The organism is Nonomuraea sp. B208 (assembly GCF_057536035.1).
Window position 1 is genome coordinate 1 of the sequence record NZ_BAAJOU010000018.1, and the last position, 15,152, is coordinate 15,152.

The 15,152-nt window shown below is 73.7% G+C and carries 14 protein-coding genes; 6 read left to right on the forward strand and 8 right to left on the reverse strand.

Annotated elements, in window-relative coordinates; translation table 11 throughout:
• The 4 genes from AC27IY_RS13595 to AC27IY_RS13610 form a co-directional block, all read right to left on the reverse strand.
• A partial coding sequence (locus AC27IY_RS13595) for a glycosyltransferase (RefSeq protein WP_487178159.1) occupies window positions 1-517 on the reverse strand: 517 nt, incomplete at its 3' end.
• Complete coding sequence (locus AC27IY_RS13600) at window positions 514-1,584, reverse strand: glycosyltransferase family 9 protein (RefSeq protein WP_487178160.1); 1,071 nt, start codon at window positions 1,582-1,584, stop codon at window positions 514-516. The genes AC27IY_RS13595 and AC27IY_RS13600, both read right to left, overlap by 4 nt.
• The gene (locus tag AC27IY_RS13605; RefSeq protein ID WP_487178161.1) at window positions 1,581-2,630 is read right to left on the reverse strand and encodes a glycosyltransferase family 2 protein; all 1,050 of its coding nucleotides are present in this window, start codon (window positions 2,628-2,630) and stop codon (window positions 1,581-1,583) included. The genes AC27IY_RS13600 and AC27IY_RS13605 overlap by 4 nt, the downstream gene beginning before the upstream one ends.
• Window positions 2,627-4,258 (reverse strand): carbamoyltransferase family protein, encoded by a 1,632-nt coding sequence (locus AC27IY_RS13610; RefSeq protein WP_423448799.1) that lies wholly within the window; start codon window positions 4,256-4,258, stop codon window positions 2,627-2,629. Before AC27IY_RS13610 ends, AC27IY_RS13605 begins: the two co-directional genes overlap by 4 nt.
• 204 nt (window positions 4,259-4,462) lie before the next feature.
• Between AC27IY_RS13610 and AC27IY_RS13615 the strand changes: the two genes are divergently transcribed.
• The 3 genes from AC27IY_RS13615 to AC27IY_RS13625 are packed head-to-tail and all read left to right on the forward strand — an operon-like array spanning window position 4,463 to window position 6,285.
• Window positions 4,463-5,053 (forward strand): D-glycero-alpha-D-manno-heptose-1,7-bisphosphate 7-phosphatase, encoded by a 591-nt coding sequence (locus tag AC27IY_RS13615; RefSeq protein ID WP_344215546.1) that lies wholly within the window; start codon window positions 4,463-4,465, stop codon window positions 5,051-5,053.
• Window positions 5,050-5,970: a glycosyltransferase gene (locus AC27IY_RS13620; RefSeq protein ID WP_423448797.1), complete on the forward strand. Its 921-nt coding sequence runs from the start codon at window positions 5,050-5,052 to the stop codon at window positions 5,968-5,970. The genes AC27IY_RS13615 and AC27IY_RS13620 overlap by 4 nt, the downstream gene beginning before the upstream one ends.
• A 36-nt stretch (window positions 5,971-6,006) precedes the next feature.
• Entirely contained in the window at window positions 6,007-6,285 is a 279-nt protein-coding gene (locus AC27IY_RS13625; RefSeq protein ID WP_371247568.1) for a WhiB family transcriptional regulator, read from the forward strand.
• Here AC27IY_RS13625 and def read toward each other — a convergent pair.
• The gene (def, locus tag AC27IY_RS13630; protein WP_364452792.1) at window positions 6,221-6,706 is read right to left on the reverse strand and encodes a peptide deformylase; all 486 of its coding nucleotides are present in this window, start codon (window positions 6,704-6,706) and stop codon (window positions 6,221-6,223) included. The genes AC27IY_RS13625 and def overlap by 65 nt on opposite strands.
• A gap of 229 nt (window positions 6,707-6,935) precedes the next feature.
• On the opposite strand from def, the gene AC27IY_RS13635 reads away from it, so the two are divergent.
• Together AC27IY_RS13635 and AC27IY_RS13640 are read left to right on the forward strand one after the other, a co-directional pair.
• Complete coding sequence (locus tag AC27IY_RS13635) at window positions 6,936-8,102, forward strand: uroporphyrinogen-III synthase (RefSeq protein ID WP_344215540.1); 1,167 nt, start codon at window positions 6,936-6,938, stop codon at window positions 8,100-8,102.
• Window positions 8,099-8,890, forward strand: coding sequence for a sirohydrochlorin chelatase (locus AC27IY_RS13640; RefSeq protein WP_344215538.1), 792 nt, complete (start codon window positions 8,099-8,101; stop codon window positions 8,888-8,890). The genes AC27IY_RS13635 and AC27IY_RS13640 overlap by 4 nt, the downstream gene beginning before the upstream one ends.
• Here AC27IY_RS13640 and AC27IY_RS13645 read toward each other — a convergent pair.
• The 3 genes from AC27IY_RS13645 to AC27IY_RS13655 form a co-directional block, all read right to left on the reverse strand.
• Window positions 8,776-9,345: a hypothetical protein gene (locus tag AC27IY_RS13645; RefSeq protein ID WP_371247013.1), complete on the reverse strand. Its 570-nt coding sequence runs from the start codon at window positions 9,343-9,345 to the stop codon at window positions 8,776-8,778. The genes AC27IY_RS13640 and AC27IY_RS13645 overlap by 115 nt on opposite strands.
• Before the next feature lie 668 nt (window positions 9,346-10,013).
• Entirely contained in the window at window positions 10,014-10,868 is an 855-nt protein-coding gene (locus AC27IY_RS13650; protein WP_091087559.1) for a PAC2 family protein, read from the reverse strand.
• Window positions 10,869-11,062: 194 nt separating this feature from the next.
• The gene (locus tag AC27IY_RS13655; RefSeq protein WP_487178162.1) at window positions 11,063-11,521 is read right to left on the reverse strand and encodes a universal stress protein; all 459 of its coding nucleotides are present in this window, start codon (window positions 11,519-11,521) and stop codon (window positions 11,063-11,065) included.
• 140 nt (window positions 11,522-11,661) lie between these two features.
• Between AC27IY_RS13655 and metH the strand changes: the two genes are divergently transcribed.
• On the forward strand, window positions 11,662-15,126 hold the full coding sequence (metH, locus tag AC27IY_RS13660; protein WP_487178163.1) for a methionine synthase: 3,465 nt from the start codon (window positions 11,662-11,664) through the stop codon (window positions 15,124-15,126).
• Window positions 15,127-15,152: the final 26 nt, after the last annotated feature.

The window sequence follows — 15,152 nt, forward strand, 5'->3', positions numbered from 1 at the left end:
CGCCCACCTCGTCGCCGCAGGTGGCGAGGACGGCGTCGGCGTGCTTGCCGATCTCCCGCTCGGTGTCGATCCGGTGGGCGGGGCTGGTGTCGGCCTCGCCCTGCCAGCGCCGCTTGACCGTGCCGAGGGCGTGGAACGTCTGCACCACGGGAAAGCCGTCGGCGGCCTGGAGGGCGGCCTGCCCGCTCATCCAGAAGTGCGCGTGCGCGACGTCGGACGGGTCGATCGCCCAGCGGTCGGCGAGGAAGTCGGTGAACTCGGGCATGTACGGCGGCAGCTCGTCCTTCGGGACGTGCGCCGCCGGCCCGGCGGGGACGTACTCGACGACGACGCCGGGCCCGAGGCGCACCGAGCGGGGCTGGGTCCGCGACGAGCGCCGCGTGTGGACGACGACCTGGTGGCCGCGATCGGCCAGCGCGAGGGCGAGGGCGGCCACGTACACGTTCTGGCCGCCCGAGTCCACGCCGCCGACGGCGGCCAGCGGGTCCGCGTGCTCGGAGATGAGATCGACCTTCACTGCGTCAGCTCCCTCACTGCCTTGACCACCTGCTCACTCGTGACCTGGGACAGGCATGGGTGTCCGGGGACCGGGCAGGTGCGCGCCCTGCTGTCCCTGCAGGGCGCCTGCTGATCGCCGAGCAGCACGGTCGCGACCCCGTACGGGGCCCACCGGGCGGCCGGGACGACGGGGGCGAACAGGCTCACGACCGGCGTGCCGACCGCCGCCGCGAGATGCGCGGGGCCGGTGTTGCCGGCCACGAGCACGCTCGCCCGTTCGATCACGGCGGCCAGTTCGGCCAGAGTGGTCGCGCCGCCGAGGTCGGCGGCGTCGTCGCCGGCGACGTAGGCGGTGAGGTCTCGTTCCGTGCCGGTGACGGCGACCCGATGCCCGTCCTCCGTCAGCTCCCGCACGGCCTGCCGGTGCCGTTCGGCGGGCCAGTTGCGCGCGGGCGCCGACGTCCCTGGATGCACCACGACATAAGAGCCTTTGTCGGCCTCGGCGCCGACACCGAAGAAGTGCCCGGTAATCCCGGTGATATCCGGCAGGGGGTGTTGAACAGCGAGTTTGCCGTCGTCGCCCGCCGGCGGCGGGAACCCCGCCGCCCGGGCCACGGCCAGCATGCGCTCGGCCTCGGGCACGTCCACGCTCTCGTCCCACCGGTGGCGGACGTCGAGCAGCGAGCCCGGGTAGTCGTTGCTGATGGCGGCGATCCGCGCCACCCCGGCCAGCCGCAGCAGCAGCGCGAGCGGCAGCGCCGACTGGTGGAAGGAGGTGAGGATCACCGCCTCGTCGATGCCGCGCAGGCGGGCGACCAGGTCGTCCACCTGCTCCCGCCCGACCGGCGGGGGAGTGTGGTCGATCCACGGCGCCCGCCAGGTGAGCACGCGGTCCACGCCGGGCAGCAGCTCGGCGGCGGCCCGGCCGTTGGGGCCGGCGAGGAAGACCACCTCGGCGGCGTGCGCGGCCACCGCCCGCACGGCCGGACCGGCCAGCAGCACGTCACCGGCGTCGTCCAGCCGGGCGACGAGCACGCGCCCCCTGCCGCCGGGCCCGCCGGCGGCTCGCAGCGTCCTGTCGCTCATCGGCGCACCTTCCATTCCCCCCGCATCCGGTGCACGCACGCGACCGGCGGGATCACCACGCTGGTGACGGCCATCCGCCACAGCTCATCGGGGGTACGGGGACCGGGCGCGATCCTGCGCCAGGCGAACTCGGCGGTCAGCGCCGCCCAGGCGGCCCCGGCCGCCACGGCCAGGGCCGGGACCAGCCGCGCCGGGGTGCCGGGGACGACCGGCCCCCGGACCCGCGTGGCCAGCGCGCCCAGCGCCAGCGCGGACAGCCCGGCCGCGCTGGTCGCGGCGTGCGCCCGCAGCCGGCCTTGCCCGCCGCCGATCAGCGCGCGCCAGCCGGGCCCGTGCAGGCGCCGCATGAGCGCGTCGTCGGCGTTGCCGCGCTGGAAGCGCACGCTGGCCCAGAAGCCGTCCTGGCGGACCGGGTGCCGCGTGACGCGCGCGCCGCGCACCAGCCGGTGCCCGGCCCGCGTCACGCGCAGCGCCAGGTCGGCGTCCTCGCGGTAGGCGCGGGGGAAGCGTTCGTCGAAGCCGCCGGCCTCCTCCAGCGCGGCGCGCCGGTAGGCCATGTCGGCGGTCACCCACCACGCGCCGGTGAGCCCGGCGGTGTGCCGCTCGCCGTCGGTGGGCGGCCGGTGCTCCGGCAGCGGGACGACGATGCGGCCCTGGCTGCCCGCGACGTCGCCGGGCAGGCCGGCCAGGTCGGCGCGGAGCGCGTCCGCCCAGCCCGGCTCGGGGATCACGTCGTCGTCGAGGAAGACGATCCAGGGGGTGTCCGCCGCACGCCATCCGGCGTTGCGGGCGGCCGCGGGGCCTCTTCCGCCACTGCGCACCAGGCGCACGTGGGCAGGCGGATGTTTCAGAACGGTGGGCATGCCGAACTCCCTTGAGTGGCTGCCACCGCCGTGACCGACTGTACACGACCCGACGCGACGAGTGACAGCCGGACGGTCGTCCACCACGACGACCGGCACGCCGGGGCCGATCGCGGCGATCGTCTCGCGCAGCGACGGCCGCCCGACGGTGGGGATGACGACGGTGATCAGGGTGGTGATCACGAGCGGAACACCTCCCGCCGCCGCACCACGTACGGGCCGAGGACCAGCACCTCCACCGGCGCGGACCCGAAGCACTCCAGGGCGTCGCGCGGGTCGTCCACCATGGGCCGGCCGGCCGTGTTCAGGCTGGTGTTGACGAGCACCGGCAGCCCGGTGCGCCGCTCGAACTCGGTGAGCAGCCGCGCCACCAGCGGCTCGGCGTCCGGCGAGACCGTCTGGACGCGGGCGGTGCCGTCCACGTGCACGACCGCGGGGACGCGGGCCGCCCACTCGGGGCGCACGTCGTGCACGAACAGCATGTACGGCGACGGCACCGGCCCCCGCCCGAAGACCTCACGCGCCCGCGACTCCAGCACCATCGGCGCCACCGGCCTGAACTGCTCGCGCCCCTTGACGTCGTTGAGCCGCTCGGTGTTGGCCGCGTGCCCCGGATGCGCCAGCAGCGACCGGTGGCCGAGCGCCCGCGGGCCGTACTCGGACCGGCCCTGGAACCAGGCCACGATCCGGTTCGCGGCCAGCTCGGCCGCGACCTCGGCGGCGAGGTCGGCGGGCCGCGTGCACGGCACCCGCGCCACGTCCAGCCAGGCGCCCAGCTCCTCGTCGGTGAAGCCGCGCCCCAGCGCCGCGGTGCCCATGGGCGCGGCCGGCTCGCCGTACGCCTGCGCGAGGTGCAGCGCGCCGCCCAGCGCGGTGCCGGAGTCCCCGGCCGCGGGCTGCACCCACACCTCCGCGAACGGCCCCTCCTCCAGCAGCCGCGTGTTGGCCACGCAGTTGAGCGCGACGCCCCCGGCCAGGGCGAGGCGCCGCTCGCCGGTGCGCTCGTGGAGCCAGCGCGCCAGCTCCATGAGGACCTCCTCCAGCCGCGCCTGCACGCTGGCGGCCAGGTCGGCGTGGTCGGAGGTCCACGGGGCGCCCCTGGGCAGCGCCTTGGCGTAGCCGTTCCAGTCGACCGGCTCGACGCGGAACCCGCCGTCGCCGGTCGCGCGGATCACCTCGCGCAGCGCGTCCAGGTGCCGGGGCCGGCCGTAGGAGGCCATGGCCATGACCTTGTACTCGTCGCTGGAGCGCAGGAAGCCCAGGTGCTCGGTGACGTCCTCGTACAGGAGGCCGAGCGAGTGCGGCAGCTCCTGCGCGGCCAGCACCTCCAGCTCGCCGTCCCGGTAGCGGCCCGCCAGGTGCGAGACGTTCTCGCCGCGGCCGTCGCACACCAGCACCGCGCAGTCGCGCCAGGGCGAGGCGAGGCCCGCCGAGGCGGCGTGCGCCACGTGGTGCGGCACGTACGTCACCCGCGCCGGATCCAGCCCCGGCAGCGCCGTGGCGAGGAACAGCGGGGCGCGCACCGCGTACGTCGTGCGCAGGTCCTCCCAGTCGCCCTCCGGCCGCCGCACCACGAGCGACGGGTCGTAGGAGTAGGCGACCGCGTCCACGTCCTCGGGGGCGAGGCCCGCCTCGCGCAGGCACCACGCGGCGGCCTGCTCGGGAAGCTCCCACGCGGAGAACGCGAGCGGCCGCTTGCCGTGCTTGCGGCGGCTGAAGCGCTCCTCCTCCGCCGCGGCGACGATCCGCCCGCCGGCGACGAGCGCCGCCGCCGGGTCATGGAAGACCGCGTTGATCCCGAGAAACCTCATCGTGCCTCCCCCGATGGGATGGAGAACCGCTACCGAGAGAAGCGGTAGTCAAACCTCGCGCAACCGTCCGAAGTGCGAAAACGCTCTCGGAACACCCCATTTCGCCTGGCGATGGTCACGCTCCGTGGTTGTTTGCCGGAATTGCCCCCGGGTAGCTGGGCGGCACGCCACCAAGGCGAGAGTGGGGCGAGAGGTGGTTGAGAGGTGTTCGAACGACGACGTCCCGGCGCCGTGCTCTTCGACCGGGACGGGACCTTGATCAGGGACGTGCCCTACAACGGCGACCCGGGCAGGGTCGAGCCCATGCCGGGGGCCGTCGAGGCCCTCTGCCGGCTGCGCCGCGCCGACGTGCCGGTGGCCGTGGTCACCAACCAGTCCGGCGTGGCCAAGGGCCTGCTCACACCCGACGAGATGGACCAGGTGAACGCGCGGGTGGAGGAGCTGCTCGGGCCGTTCGACGCGTGGGCGATCTGCGTCCACGACGACGGCGACGGCTGCACCTGCCGCAAACCCGCGCCCGGCCTCGTGATCAGGGCGGCCGCCGTGCTCGACGTCAGCCCGCGCGAGTGCGTGGTCGTGGGGGACATCGGACGGGACATGGAGGCGGCGCGCGCCGCCGGCGCCCGCGGCATCCTCGTCCCCACCGCCATCACCCTGCCCGAGGAGATCGACCAGGCGCCCGAGGTCGCCGACGACCTGGCCGACGTGGTGGACCGCGTGCTCAGCGACGCCGAGGGGCCCGTGGCGGCCGTCGCGGCGCCGTGGGCCCGCGCCATGGGCTGGAGCCGCTGGTGAGGATCCTGCTCTGGCACGTGCACGGATCCTGGACCGACGCCTTCGTCCGCGGCGCGCACGAGTACCTGCTGCCGCTCGTCCCCGGCAGGGGACCCGACGGGCGGGGGCGGGCCGACACCTACCACTGGCCGGCCGCCGCCCGCGAGGTGCCCTGGGACCGGCTGCGCCACGAGCACGTGGACGTCGTCGTCTGCCAGCGCCCGCACGAGCCCGGCCTGGCCAGGGAGTGGCTCGGCCGCGACGTGCCCGCCGTGTACGTCGAGCACAACACCCCGGCCGGCGACGTGCCCCGCACCCGCCACCCGCTGGCCGGCCAGGACGCCGTCACGCTCGTCCACGTCACCCACTTCAACGAGCTCTACTGGGACAACGGCCGCGCGCCCACCCGCGTCATCGAGCACGGCGTCCCCGACCCCGGCCCGCTCTACACCGGCGAGCTGCCGAGGGCCGGCGTCGTGGTCAACGAGCCGGTACGCCGCACCCGCGTCGCCGGCACCGACCTGCTGCCGCGCTTCCACGAGCGCGTCCCGCTGGACGTGTTCGGCATGAAGGTCGAGGGGCTGCCGTACGGCACCTACGAGGACCTGCCGCGGCACGTCATGCACGCCGAGCTCGCCCGCCGCCGGGTCTACCTGCACCCGTACCGGTGGACCTCGCTCGGCCTCGCCCTCATCGAGGCCATGCACCTCGGCATGCCGATCGTGGCGCTGGCCGCCACCGAGGCGATCGAGGCCGTGCCGCCGGAGGCCGGGGTGCTCTCCACCAGGGTGCACGTGCTCGCCGACGCCCTGCACGCCTTCGCCCGCGATCCGGAGAGCGCCGCCCAGGCCGGGAAGGCCGCCCGCGCCGCCGCTCTGGCGCGCTACGGCCTCGGCCGCTTCCTCGCCGACTGGGATCGGCTGCTCAGCGAGGTATGACCGCCATCCGTCCGGGTAGGCGCCATGAGCATGATGATGCTCGACTGGACACGCAGGGCCGCCTGCCTCGACCAGGACCCGGAACTGTTCTTCCCGATCTCGATGGAAGGGCCGAGCCAGTCACAGGTCGAGGAGGCGAAGGCCGTCTGCCGCGGCTGCCCGGTGCGGGAGCCGTGCCTCGCGTACGCGCTCAGCACCCGTCAGGCGTACGGCGTGTGGGGCGGGACCGACCCGGAACAGCGACGTGAGCTCAGCCCGACGGCAGCGCGGCGGCCAGAAACCGTTCCCGCTCAGCCGCTTCGAGGTGATCGCTGAACAGCACGCCGTCGAGATGGTCGGCCTCGTGCTGCAGCACCCGGGCCAGCACGCCGAGCGCCCGGAGCGTCACCGGCTTGCCGAACATGTCGCGGCCACGCGCGGTGACCATGTAGGAACGTTCCAGTGGCCACCACACGCCGGGGGCCGACAGGCACGCCTCGTCGGCGACGACCCGGCGCTCCGACAGCTCCAGCCGCGGGTTGACCAGATGGCCGGCACGGCCGTCGTAGTCGTAGACCAGCACCCGTAGCGGCTCGCCGACCTGCGGGGCGGCCAGTCCCGCGCGGCCCGCGCCGGCCCGCATCGTCGCGGTCAGCGCCTTCACCAGCCGGCGCAGCTCGCGGTCGAAGTCGCGCACCGGCTCGGCCGGCACGCGCAGCGCCGGATCGTCGAACGTGCGAATGGGCAGGACCGTCACCCGTGGCTCCCCGATAGGCGGCGTTGTCACGCTGAGAGCTTCCCATGATCGTCAGGTGCCAATCGCCCGGGTCCTGCCTTGTAGCACAGCGGTAACAGAAGAGACCCCGCGGCGAAACCCCCCGAAAGCAGTATCGAAGGGTGATCTCACTTGCGTCACACGCGCCTGTGATGCCTGGCCGGGAGCTCGGGGCCCGGCCAGGCCTCCACGAGTACCTGGAGGTGACGGCATGACCGCACTCCCCGTCGGCGACGGCGCTTCCCCAGAGACGGCGCCGGACGCCCTGGCCGGATTCACCGTCGGCGTGACCGCGACCAGGCGGCGCGAGGAGTTCGGCGCGCTGCTGGAGCGGCGCGGCGCGCGCGTGGTCAGCGCCCCCGCCATCCGGCTGGTGCCGCTGGCCGAGGACGCCGACCTGCTCGCCGCCACCCGGCAGGCGCTCGAAGCGCCGCTCGACGACGTCGTCGTCACCACCGGCGTCGGCTTTCGCGGCTGGATGGCCGCCGCCGAGGGCTGGGGCCTGTCGGCCGACCTCGGCGCGCACCTCACCCGGTCCCGCCTGCTCACCCGCGGCCCCAAGGCCAGGGGAGCGGTACGCGCCGCCGGGCTCAACGACCACTGGACGCCCGCCACCGAGTCCTGCCAGGAGGTCAAGGAGCACCTCCTCGCCCAGGACCTGCGCGGCCGGCGCATCGCGGTCCAGCAGCACGGCGAGCCGCTCAGTGAGTTCGTGGCCGAGCTGCGCGCCGCAGGCGCCGAGGTGATCGAGATCCCGGTCTACCGGTGGCTGCCGTACCGGGACATCTCGCCGCTGCGCCGCCTCATCACCCAGACCGTCTCCGGCGCGGTGGACGCCGTCGCCTTCACCAGCGCACCCGCCGTCCACGCCATGCTCAACGCGGCCCGCGCCGAGGGCCTGGAGGACGCGCTGCTCGCCGCCTTCGGCGGGCCGGTCGTGGCCGCCTGCGTCGGCCCCGTCACCGCCGACCCGCTCACCTCGCGCGGCGTGGCCACCCTGCAGCCGGACCGCTCGCGGCTCGGCGCGCTGGCCCGCGCCCTCGCCCGCCACCTCCCCGAGCACGGCGTCACCCGGCTCGCCGCCGGGGGGCACCAGCTCGAGATCCGCGGCCACGCCGTCGTCGTGGACGGCGAGCTGCGCCCGCTGCCGCCCGCCCCGATGGCGGTGCTGAAGCGCCTGGCCGACAAGCCGGGGCACGTCGTCTCCCGCGCCGAGCTGCGTACGGTGCTGCCCGGCAGCCTCGCCCGCGACTCCGCCGAGCACGCCGTCGAGATGGCCGTCACACGGCTGCGCCGGGCGCTCGGTCCCGGCGGCATCGTCGAGACCGTGGTCAAGCGCGGCTACCGGCTGGCCTGCCCGTACGAGGTGGGAATGTGACGCCCGCACTCGTCCTGGCCGCGCACGGCACCCGCAGCGCCGCGGGGGAGGCGACCCTGGAGGCGCTGGCGGAGGCGGTCAGGAGGGCGCGTCCCGGGCGGCGGGTCGAGCTCACCTACCTGGAGATCAGCTCGCCCCTGCTGGCCGACGTGCTCCCGGCCGTGCGCGGGCCGGTGGTGGTGGTCCCGCTGCTGCTGGCCACGGGCTACCACGTCCACATCGACCTGCCCGAGATCGTCGCCGCGCACCGGCCCGACGCGGTGGTCGCCGACCGGCTCGGGCCGCACCGGCTGCTGACCGGCGTGCTCGCCCGGCGGCTCGGCCGGGCCGGGCTGCGCGCCACGGACGCGGTCGTGCTCGGCGCGGCCGGCTCCTCCGACCCCGCCGGGCTCGCCGACGTACGGGCCGCCGCCCGCATGCTCGCCGTACGGCTGGCCCGGCCGGTCACCGCGGCCTTCGCGTCGGCGGGCTCGCCGTCCCTGGGGGAGGCCATGGAACGGCTCGCCGCGACGCCGGCCGCGCGCGTGGCGGTCGCCTCGTACGTGCTGGCCCCCGGCTTCTTCCACGACCGGCTGGCCGCGGCCGCCCCCGGCCCGGTGAGCGACCCCCTCGGGGCCGACCCGGACGTGGCGGCGCTCGTCTGGCACCGCCACGACGAGGCCGTACGCGCCGCTCAGACGGCGGCCGGCGCGGCGGGCGCCGGCTCCAGCCGCAGCTCGCGCACCACCTCCCGGGCGCTGGCCTCACGCGACGGGCAGGTGTCCTCGCCCACGAACATCTCGACGTAGGCCCGGTGGAAGCAGCCCGCGATCAGCAGGCGGGCGCTGGCCTCCGGGTCGGCGTCGGCCCGCACCCTGCCGATGCGCTGCTCGGCCGCGAGGTACGCGGCCAGCGGCGCGGCCTCGGTCCACGGGCCGAGGCCCGTGTCGCGGACGGCCTGCCGGAAGCGCACGGTGACGTTCGGCGAGGTGAACGCGGGTAGCGCCGCGCTTTGTACGTCTATGTAATATTGAATGCCTGCTCGTGCTATTGGTTGAAGATTGTCGGCTACGGTCCCTTTTCCGATCCGATGTGCAAGATCGTGGAGCATGCTCAGCCAGGACGGGAGCCGGTCCTGGAGCAGGGCGAGGAAATGGTCCACGGAGCCGCCGCCGCGGTCCTCCCGGAGCGAGACGGCCATCTCCAGGACGCGCCGTCTGGCGTCCTGGCTCCGCTGGTACGGGTCTACATGGGATGTCGCCATGGCGTGCCTAACGTGCGCGGTCAGGGGAGTAGGCATCGCGGCACGAAGCCGGTCGATCGCGAATTGTTGGTATGCGTGGGATGTTTGGCTCGGATCCCAACTTAGTGCAAAGTTCTCCGGCCCCTGATTATTACCTGAAACCTCGAAAAAGTGTCAGATTTAACCCCTAAGGGTTAGCTGTCAGTGTCCTACCCGGACAGCCCACATGTCCGTCGAGGGCGTAGGAGTCCCTGACAACCCCAGGAACCCGCCCGCCTCAGCCCGGCATCGCGCGGCCAGGTGGACGGCGGGTCGGGGGAACGGCCGGCGGAACGCCGCAGCACGAGCGCGACCCACGCGCGGCGTGCCCAGCCAGACGCGGCTCAAGCGCTCCAGCGGCGACGGCTCGGCTCCCTCAGCGGCTCAAGCGCCCAGCGGCGCCGGCTCGGCTGCCTCAGCGGCCACGGGCGCGGCGAGGCTTCGACCGCCCTGGCGGTCCCAGACGCGTCGATGGCTCAAGCGCCTCAGCGGTCCCAGGGACCACCGGCCACCCCGGCGGCCCAAGCACGGCGATGGCCGGCCACCCCGGCGGGCCCAGACACCGGAGCTTGCCCAGGCGCAGCGACGGCTCAGGGGCGCCCCGCGTCGTGGCGTGCTCAGGCGCTACGGCCCGCCTGGCCCGCGACGGCTCAGGTGTCGGTGTCGCGGTCGCGGCGGCGCAGGTAGCGCTCGAACTCGGCGGCGATCGCGTCGCCGCTGGCCTCCGGCAGCTCGGCGGCGTCCTTGCGCTCCTCGAGCTCCTTGACGTAGTCGGCCACCTCGGAGTCCTGCGAGGCCAGCTCGTCGACCCCGCGCTCCCAGGCCCGCGCCTCCTCGTCGAGGTCGCCGAGCGGCATCGGGATCTCCAGGACGTCCTCCAGCCGGCGCAGCAGCGCCAGCGTGGCCTTGGGGTTGGGCGGCTGGGCGACGTAGTGGGGGACCGACGCCCACAGCGAGATGGCGTCGAGCCCGGCCTGGCCGAAGGCGTGCTGCAGCACCCCGACGATGCCCGTCGGCCCTTCGTAGCGGCTCAGCTCCAGGTTGGTCGAGCGGGCCAGCCCCTCGTCGGTGGCGCCGCCCAGGATCGGGACCGGCCGGGTGTGCGGCGAGTCGTTGAGCAGCGCGCCCAGCATGACGGCCAGCTCCACGCCGAGCTCGCGGCAGACCTCGATGATGTCGGCGCAGAACGAGCGCCACCGCATGTTGGGCTCGATGCCGCGCAGCAGCACCACGTCGCGCTCGACGCCCGGCGGGCGGGCGCGCAGCAGCCGCGTGGTCGGCCAGACGATGGACTGGGTGAGCCCTTCGCTCATCTCGACCACCGGCCGCGTCACCTGGAAGTCGTAGTAGTCGTCGGGGTCGAGGGCGATGAGCGGCTCGGCCTTCCACGCCGACTCGAGATGCGCGATGACGCCGCTGGAGGCCTCACCCGCGTCGTTCCACCCCTCGAACGCGGCAATGAGCACCGGGTCGACGAGCTCGGGGAGCCCTTCGAGCTCTATCACGGGTCGCCTCCTCTCTCCATTGTCCCGCTTAGCCTATGCGCTGAGGAGGCTCCGGCGTCACTGATCTCCTCGCGAACCCCTTGCCCCGCACGGCCTCCCGTCACTCGCGTCCGTACGGAACCCGCGGCCGGTACAGGGCCGATCTCCCCGCCCGTACCGCACAGGTGTTCGCGCTCAGCGCACAACCGGCGCGGTCAGCGTCCGCCGTCCGTCGTACGCGCGATCAGCACGTCGCACGCCGCCCGGTGCAGCACCCCCGAGGGCACGGAGCCGAGCAGCCGCCCGGCGAGGCTGTTGAGCCCGCGGTTGCCCACCACCATGAGGTCGGCGCGGTGCCGCGCGGCCAGGGCGATCAGCACGTCCACGGCGTCGCCCTCCTCGGCGGCCAGCACCACGTCGGAGGCCCCGGCCGCCGCCGCGTGCTCGCGCGCCGCGCGCAGCGCGTCGTCCGCGGGGGTGGAGCCGCTCACCTTGTACGCCAGCTCGCCCAGCCGGTCGGCGGCGGCCGCCCGTTCGCTCTCCCGCATCGGCAGGTACGCGCAGGCGAGGACGAGGGTCGCGCCGGACGCCGCGGCCAGGGACGCCGCCGCGGTCACGGCGCGAAAGGAGGAGGCGGAGCCGTCGGTGCCGACGAGCACGGTGCGGTAGGCCATGGGAGCCCCTATTGGACGCAATGTTCAATTGACATCCGGCAGACTAGCGCCGGGCCGCCCGAGCCGTCGCGGAACCCATAGAACGATCTTCTGCCCCCGCTCCGACCAGCGGCCGGAGCGCACCCGATAAGCTCTACCCCATGAGCATCTCCCCGTCCTTCCGCGAAGTGCTGGACCAGCGCGTGATCGTCGCCGACGGCGCCATGGGCACGATGCTCCAGGCCCAGGACCCGACGCTCGACGACTTCCACGGTCACGAGGGCTGCAACGAGGTGCTCAACGTCTCGCGCCCCGACATCGTGCGCGGCGTCCACGACGCCTACTTCGCCGTCGGCGTCGACTGCGTCGAGACCAACACCTTCGGCGCCAACCTCGCCGCACTCGGCGAATACGACATCGCCGACCGCGTCTTCGAATACTCCGAGGCCGGCGCCCGCATCGCCCGCGAGGCGGCCGACCACTGGTCCACGCCCGAGCAGCCGCGCTTCGTCCTCGGCTCGATGGGCCCCGGCACCAAGCTGCCCACGCTCGGCCACCTGCCCTACGCGAGCCTCCGCGACGCCTACCGCGACAACGCCGCCGGCCTCATCGCGGGCGGCGCCGACGCGCTCATCATCGAGACCTGCCAGGACCTCCTGCAGGTCAAGGCCGCCGTCATCGGCGCCAAGCGGGCCGCCGAGGACTCCGGCCGCGACATCCCGATCATCGCCCAGGTCACCATCGAGACCAACGGCGCGATGCTGCTGGGCAGCGAGATCGGCGCGGCGCTGACCGCCATCGAGCCGCTCGGCGTCGACATCGTCGGGCTCAACTGCGCCACCGGCCCCGCCGAGATGAGCGAGCACCTGCGCTACCTCGCCCGCCACTCCCGGCTCCGGCTGAGCTGCATGCCCAACGCGGGCCTGCCGGTGCTCACCTCCGACGGCGCCTACTACCCGCTCAGCCCCGGCGAGCTGGCCGACGCCCACGGCGCCTTCACCCGCGACTACGGGCTGTCCCTGGTCGGCGGCTGCTGCGGCACCACCCCCGAGCACCTGCGCCAGGTCGTCGAGCGGGTGCGCGGCAAGCAGCCCGCCGCCCGCCGCCCCCGCCCCGAGGCCGGCGTCTCCTCGCTCTACCAGACCGTCCCGTTCCGCCAGGACACCTCCTTCCTGGCCATCGGCGAGCGCTGCAACACCAACGGCTCCAAGGCCTTCCGCGAGGCGATGCTGGGCGGACGCTGGGACGACTGCGTCGAGATGGCCCGCGAGCAGGCCCGCGGCGGCGCCCACATGCTCGACCTCTGCGTCGACTACGTCGGCCGCGACGGCGTGGCCGACATGAAGGAGCTGGCCTTCCGCTTCGCCACCGCCTCCACCCTGCCGATCATGCTCGACTCCACCGAGCCCGAGGTGCTGCGCGCGGGCCTGGAGATGCTGGGCGGCCGGGCGGCGGTCAACTCCGTCAACTACGAGGACGGCGCCGGCCCCGACTCCCGCTTCCAGAAAATCATGCGCCTGGTGCGCGAGCACGGCGCCGCCGTGGTCGCCCTCACCATCGACGAGGAGGGCCAGGCCCGCACCGCCGACTGGAAGGTGCGCGTCGCCAGCCGCCTGATCGAGGACCTGACCACCAACTGGGGCATGCAGGTCGAGGACATCATCGTCGACACCCTCACCTTCCCCATCGCCACCGGCCAGGAGGAGACCCGCCGCGACGGCCTGGAGACCATCGAGGCCATCCGCGAGCTCAAGCGCCGCTACCCGGGCGTGCAGACCACGCTCGGCGTCTCCAACATCAGCTTCGGCCTCAACCCGGCCGCCCGCATGGTGCTCAACTCGGTCTTCCTCAACGAGTGCGTCAACGCCGGCCTCGACTCCGCGATCGTGCACGCCTCCAAGATCCTGCCGATGGCGCGCATCCCCGACGAGCAGCGCCAGGTCGCGCTCGACATGGTCTACGACCGCCGCCGCGAGGGCTACGACCCGCTGCAGCGCTTCATGGACCTGTTCGAGGGCGTCGACGCCGCCGCGCTGCGCGCCGGCAAGGCCGAGGAGCTGGCCTCGCTGCCGCTGTGGGAGCGGCTCAAGCGGCGCGTCATCGACGGCGAGCGCAAGGGCCTGGAGGCCGACCTCGAGACCGCGCTGGAGCAGCGCCCCGCCCTGGAGATCATCAACGAGGTGCTGCTCGACGGCATGAAGACCGTCGGCGTGCTGTTCGGCTCCGGGCAGATGCAGCTGCCGTTCGTGCTGCAGTCGGCCGAGGTCATGAAGGCTGCGGTCGCCTACCTGGAGCCCCACATGGAGCGCGTGGAGGGCGAGACCAAGGGCCGCATCGTGCTGGCCACCGTCAAGGGCGACGTCCACGACATCGGCAAGAACCTCGTCGACATCATCCTGTCCAACAACGGCTACCAGGTCGTCAACCTCGGCATCAAGCAGCCCGTTTCGGCCATCCTGGAGGCCGCCGACGAGCAGAAGGCCGACGTCATCGGCATGTCGGGGCTGCTGGTCAAGTCGACGGTGGTGATGAAGGAGAACCTGGAGGAGATGAACTCCAGGGGCCTGTCGGACCGCTATCCGGTGCTGCTCGGCGGCGCCGCGCTCACCCGCGCCTACGTCGAGCAGGACCTCGCGGAGCTGTTCGAGGGCGAGGTGCGCTACGCCCGCGACGCGTTCGAGGGGCTGCGGCTCATGGACGCGTTCATGGCCGTCAAGCGCGGCGAGAAGGGCGCGACGCTGCCGCCGCTGCGCGAGCGGCGGGTCAAGACCGGCGCGGTGCTCCAGCGCACCCCGGTCGAGGAGCTGCCCGCCCGCTCCGACGTGGCCACCGACAACCCGGTGCCCGCGGCCCCGTTCCACGGCGACCGGGTGGTCAAGGGCGTCTCGCTGGCCGACTACGCGGCCTTCCTCGACGAGCGGGCGCTGTTCCTCGGCCAGTGGGGGCTCAAGCCCACCAGGGGCGGCGAGGGCCCTGGCTACGAAGAGCTGGTCGAGACCGAGGGCCGGCCCCGGCTGCGCATGTGGCTCGACCGCATCCAGACCGAGGGTCTGCTGGAGGCGGCCGTCGTCTACGGGCACTTCCCGTGCGTCAGCGACGGCGACTCGCTGATCATCCTCGACGACGCGGGCGGCGAGCGCACCCGCTTCACCTTCCCGCGCCAGCGCCGTGACCGTCACCTGTGCCTGTCCGACTTCTTCCGGCCGAAGGACTCCGGCGAGGTCGACGTGGTCGGCTTCCAGATCGTCACCATGGGCGCGAAGATCGCGGAGGCCACGGCCGAGCTGTTCGCCAAGGACGCCTACCGCGACTACCTCGAACTGCACGGCCTGTCGGTGCAGCTCACCGAGGCGCTGGCCGAATACTGGCACGCCCGGGTGCGCGCCGAGTGGGGCATCGGCGGCGACGAGTCGCTCGACGACATGCTCAAGGTCAACATCCAGGGCTGCCGCTACTCCTTCGGCTACCCCGCGTGCCCCAACCTCGAGGACCAGGTGCAGCTCTTCCAGCTCCTCCAGCCCGAGCGCATCGGCGTGACCCTGTCGGAGGAGTTCCAGCTCCACCCCGAGCAGGCCACGTCCGCGCTGGTGGCGCACCACCCCGAGGCCAAATACTTCAACGTCTGACAGCGGGCGCACGGGCACGACGAGGG

Bases quoted from the DNA above. Each gene is read 5' to 3' on its own strand.
- AC27IY_RS13600 (WP_487178160.1), bottom strand. From the start codon at position 1,584: ATGAGCGACAGGACGCTGCGAGCCGCCGGCGGGCCCGGCGGCAGGGGG.
- AC27IY_RS13610 (WP_423448799.1), bottom strand. From the start codon at position 4,258: ATGAGGTTTCTCGGGATCAACGCGGTCTTCCATGACCCGGCGGCGGCG.
- AC27IY_RS13625 (WP_371247568.1), top strand. From the start codon at position 6,007: ATGCTCGACTGGACACGCAGGGCCGCCTGCCTCGACCAGGACCCGGAA.
- AC27IY_RS13635 (WP_344215540.1), top strand. From the start codon at position 6,936: ATGACCGCACTCCCCGTCGGCGACGGCGCTTCCCCAGAGACGGCGCCG.
- AC27IY_RS13645 (WP_371247013.1), bottom strand. From the start codon at position 9,345: ATGGCGACATCCCATGTAGACCCGTACCAGCGGAGCCAGGACGCCAGA.
- AC27IY_RS13655 (WP_487178162.1), bottom strand. From the start codon at position 11,521: ATGGCCTACCGCACCGTGCTCGTCGGCACCGACGGCTCCGCCTCCTCC.
- metH (WP_487178163.1), top strand. From the start codon at position 11,662: ATGAGCATCTCCCCGTCCTTCCGCGAAGTGCTGGACCAGCGCGTGATC.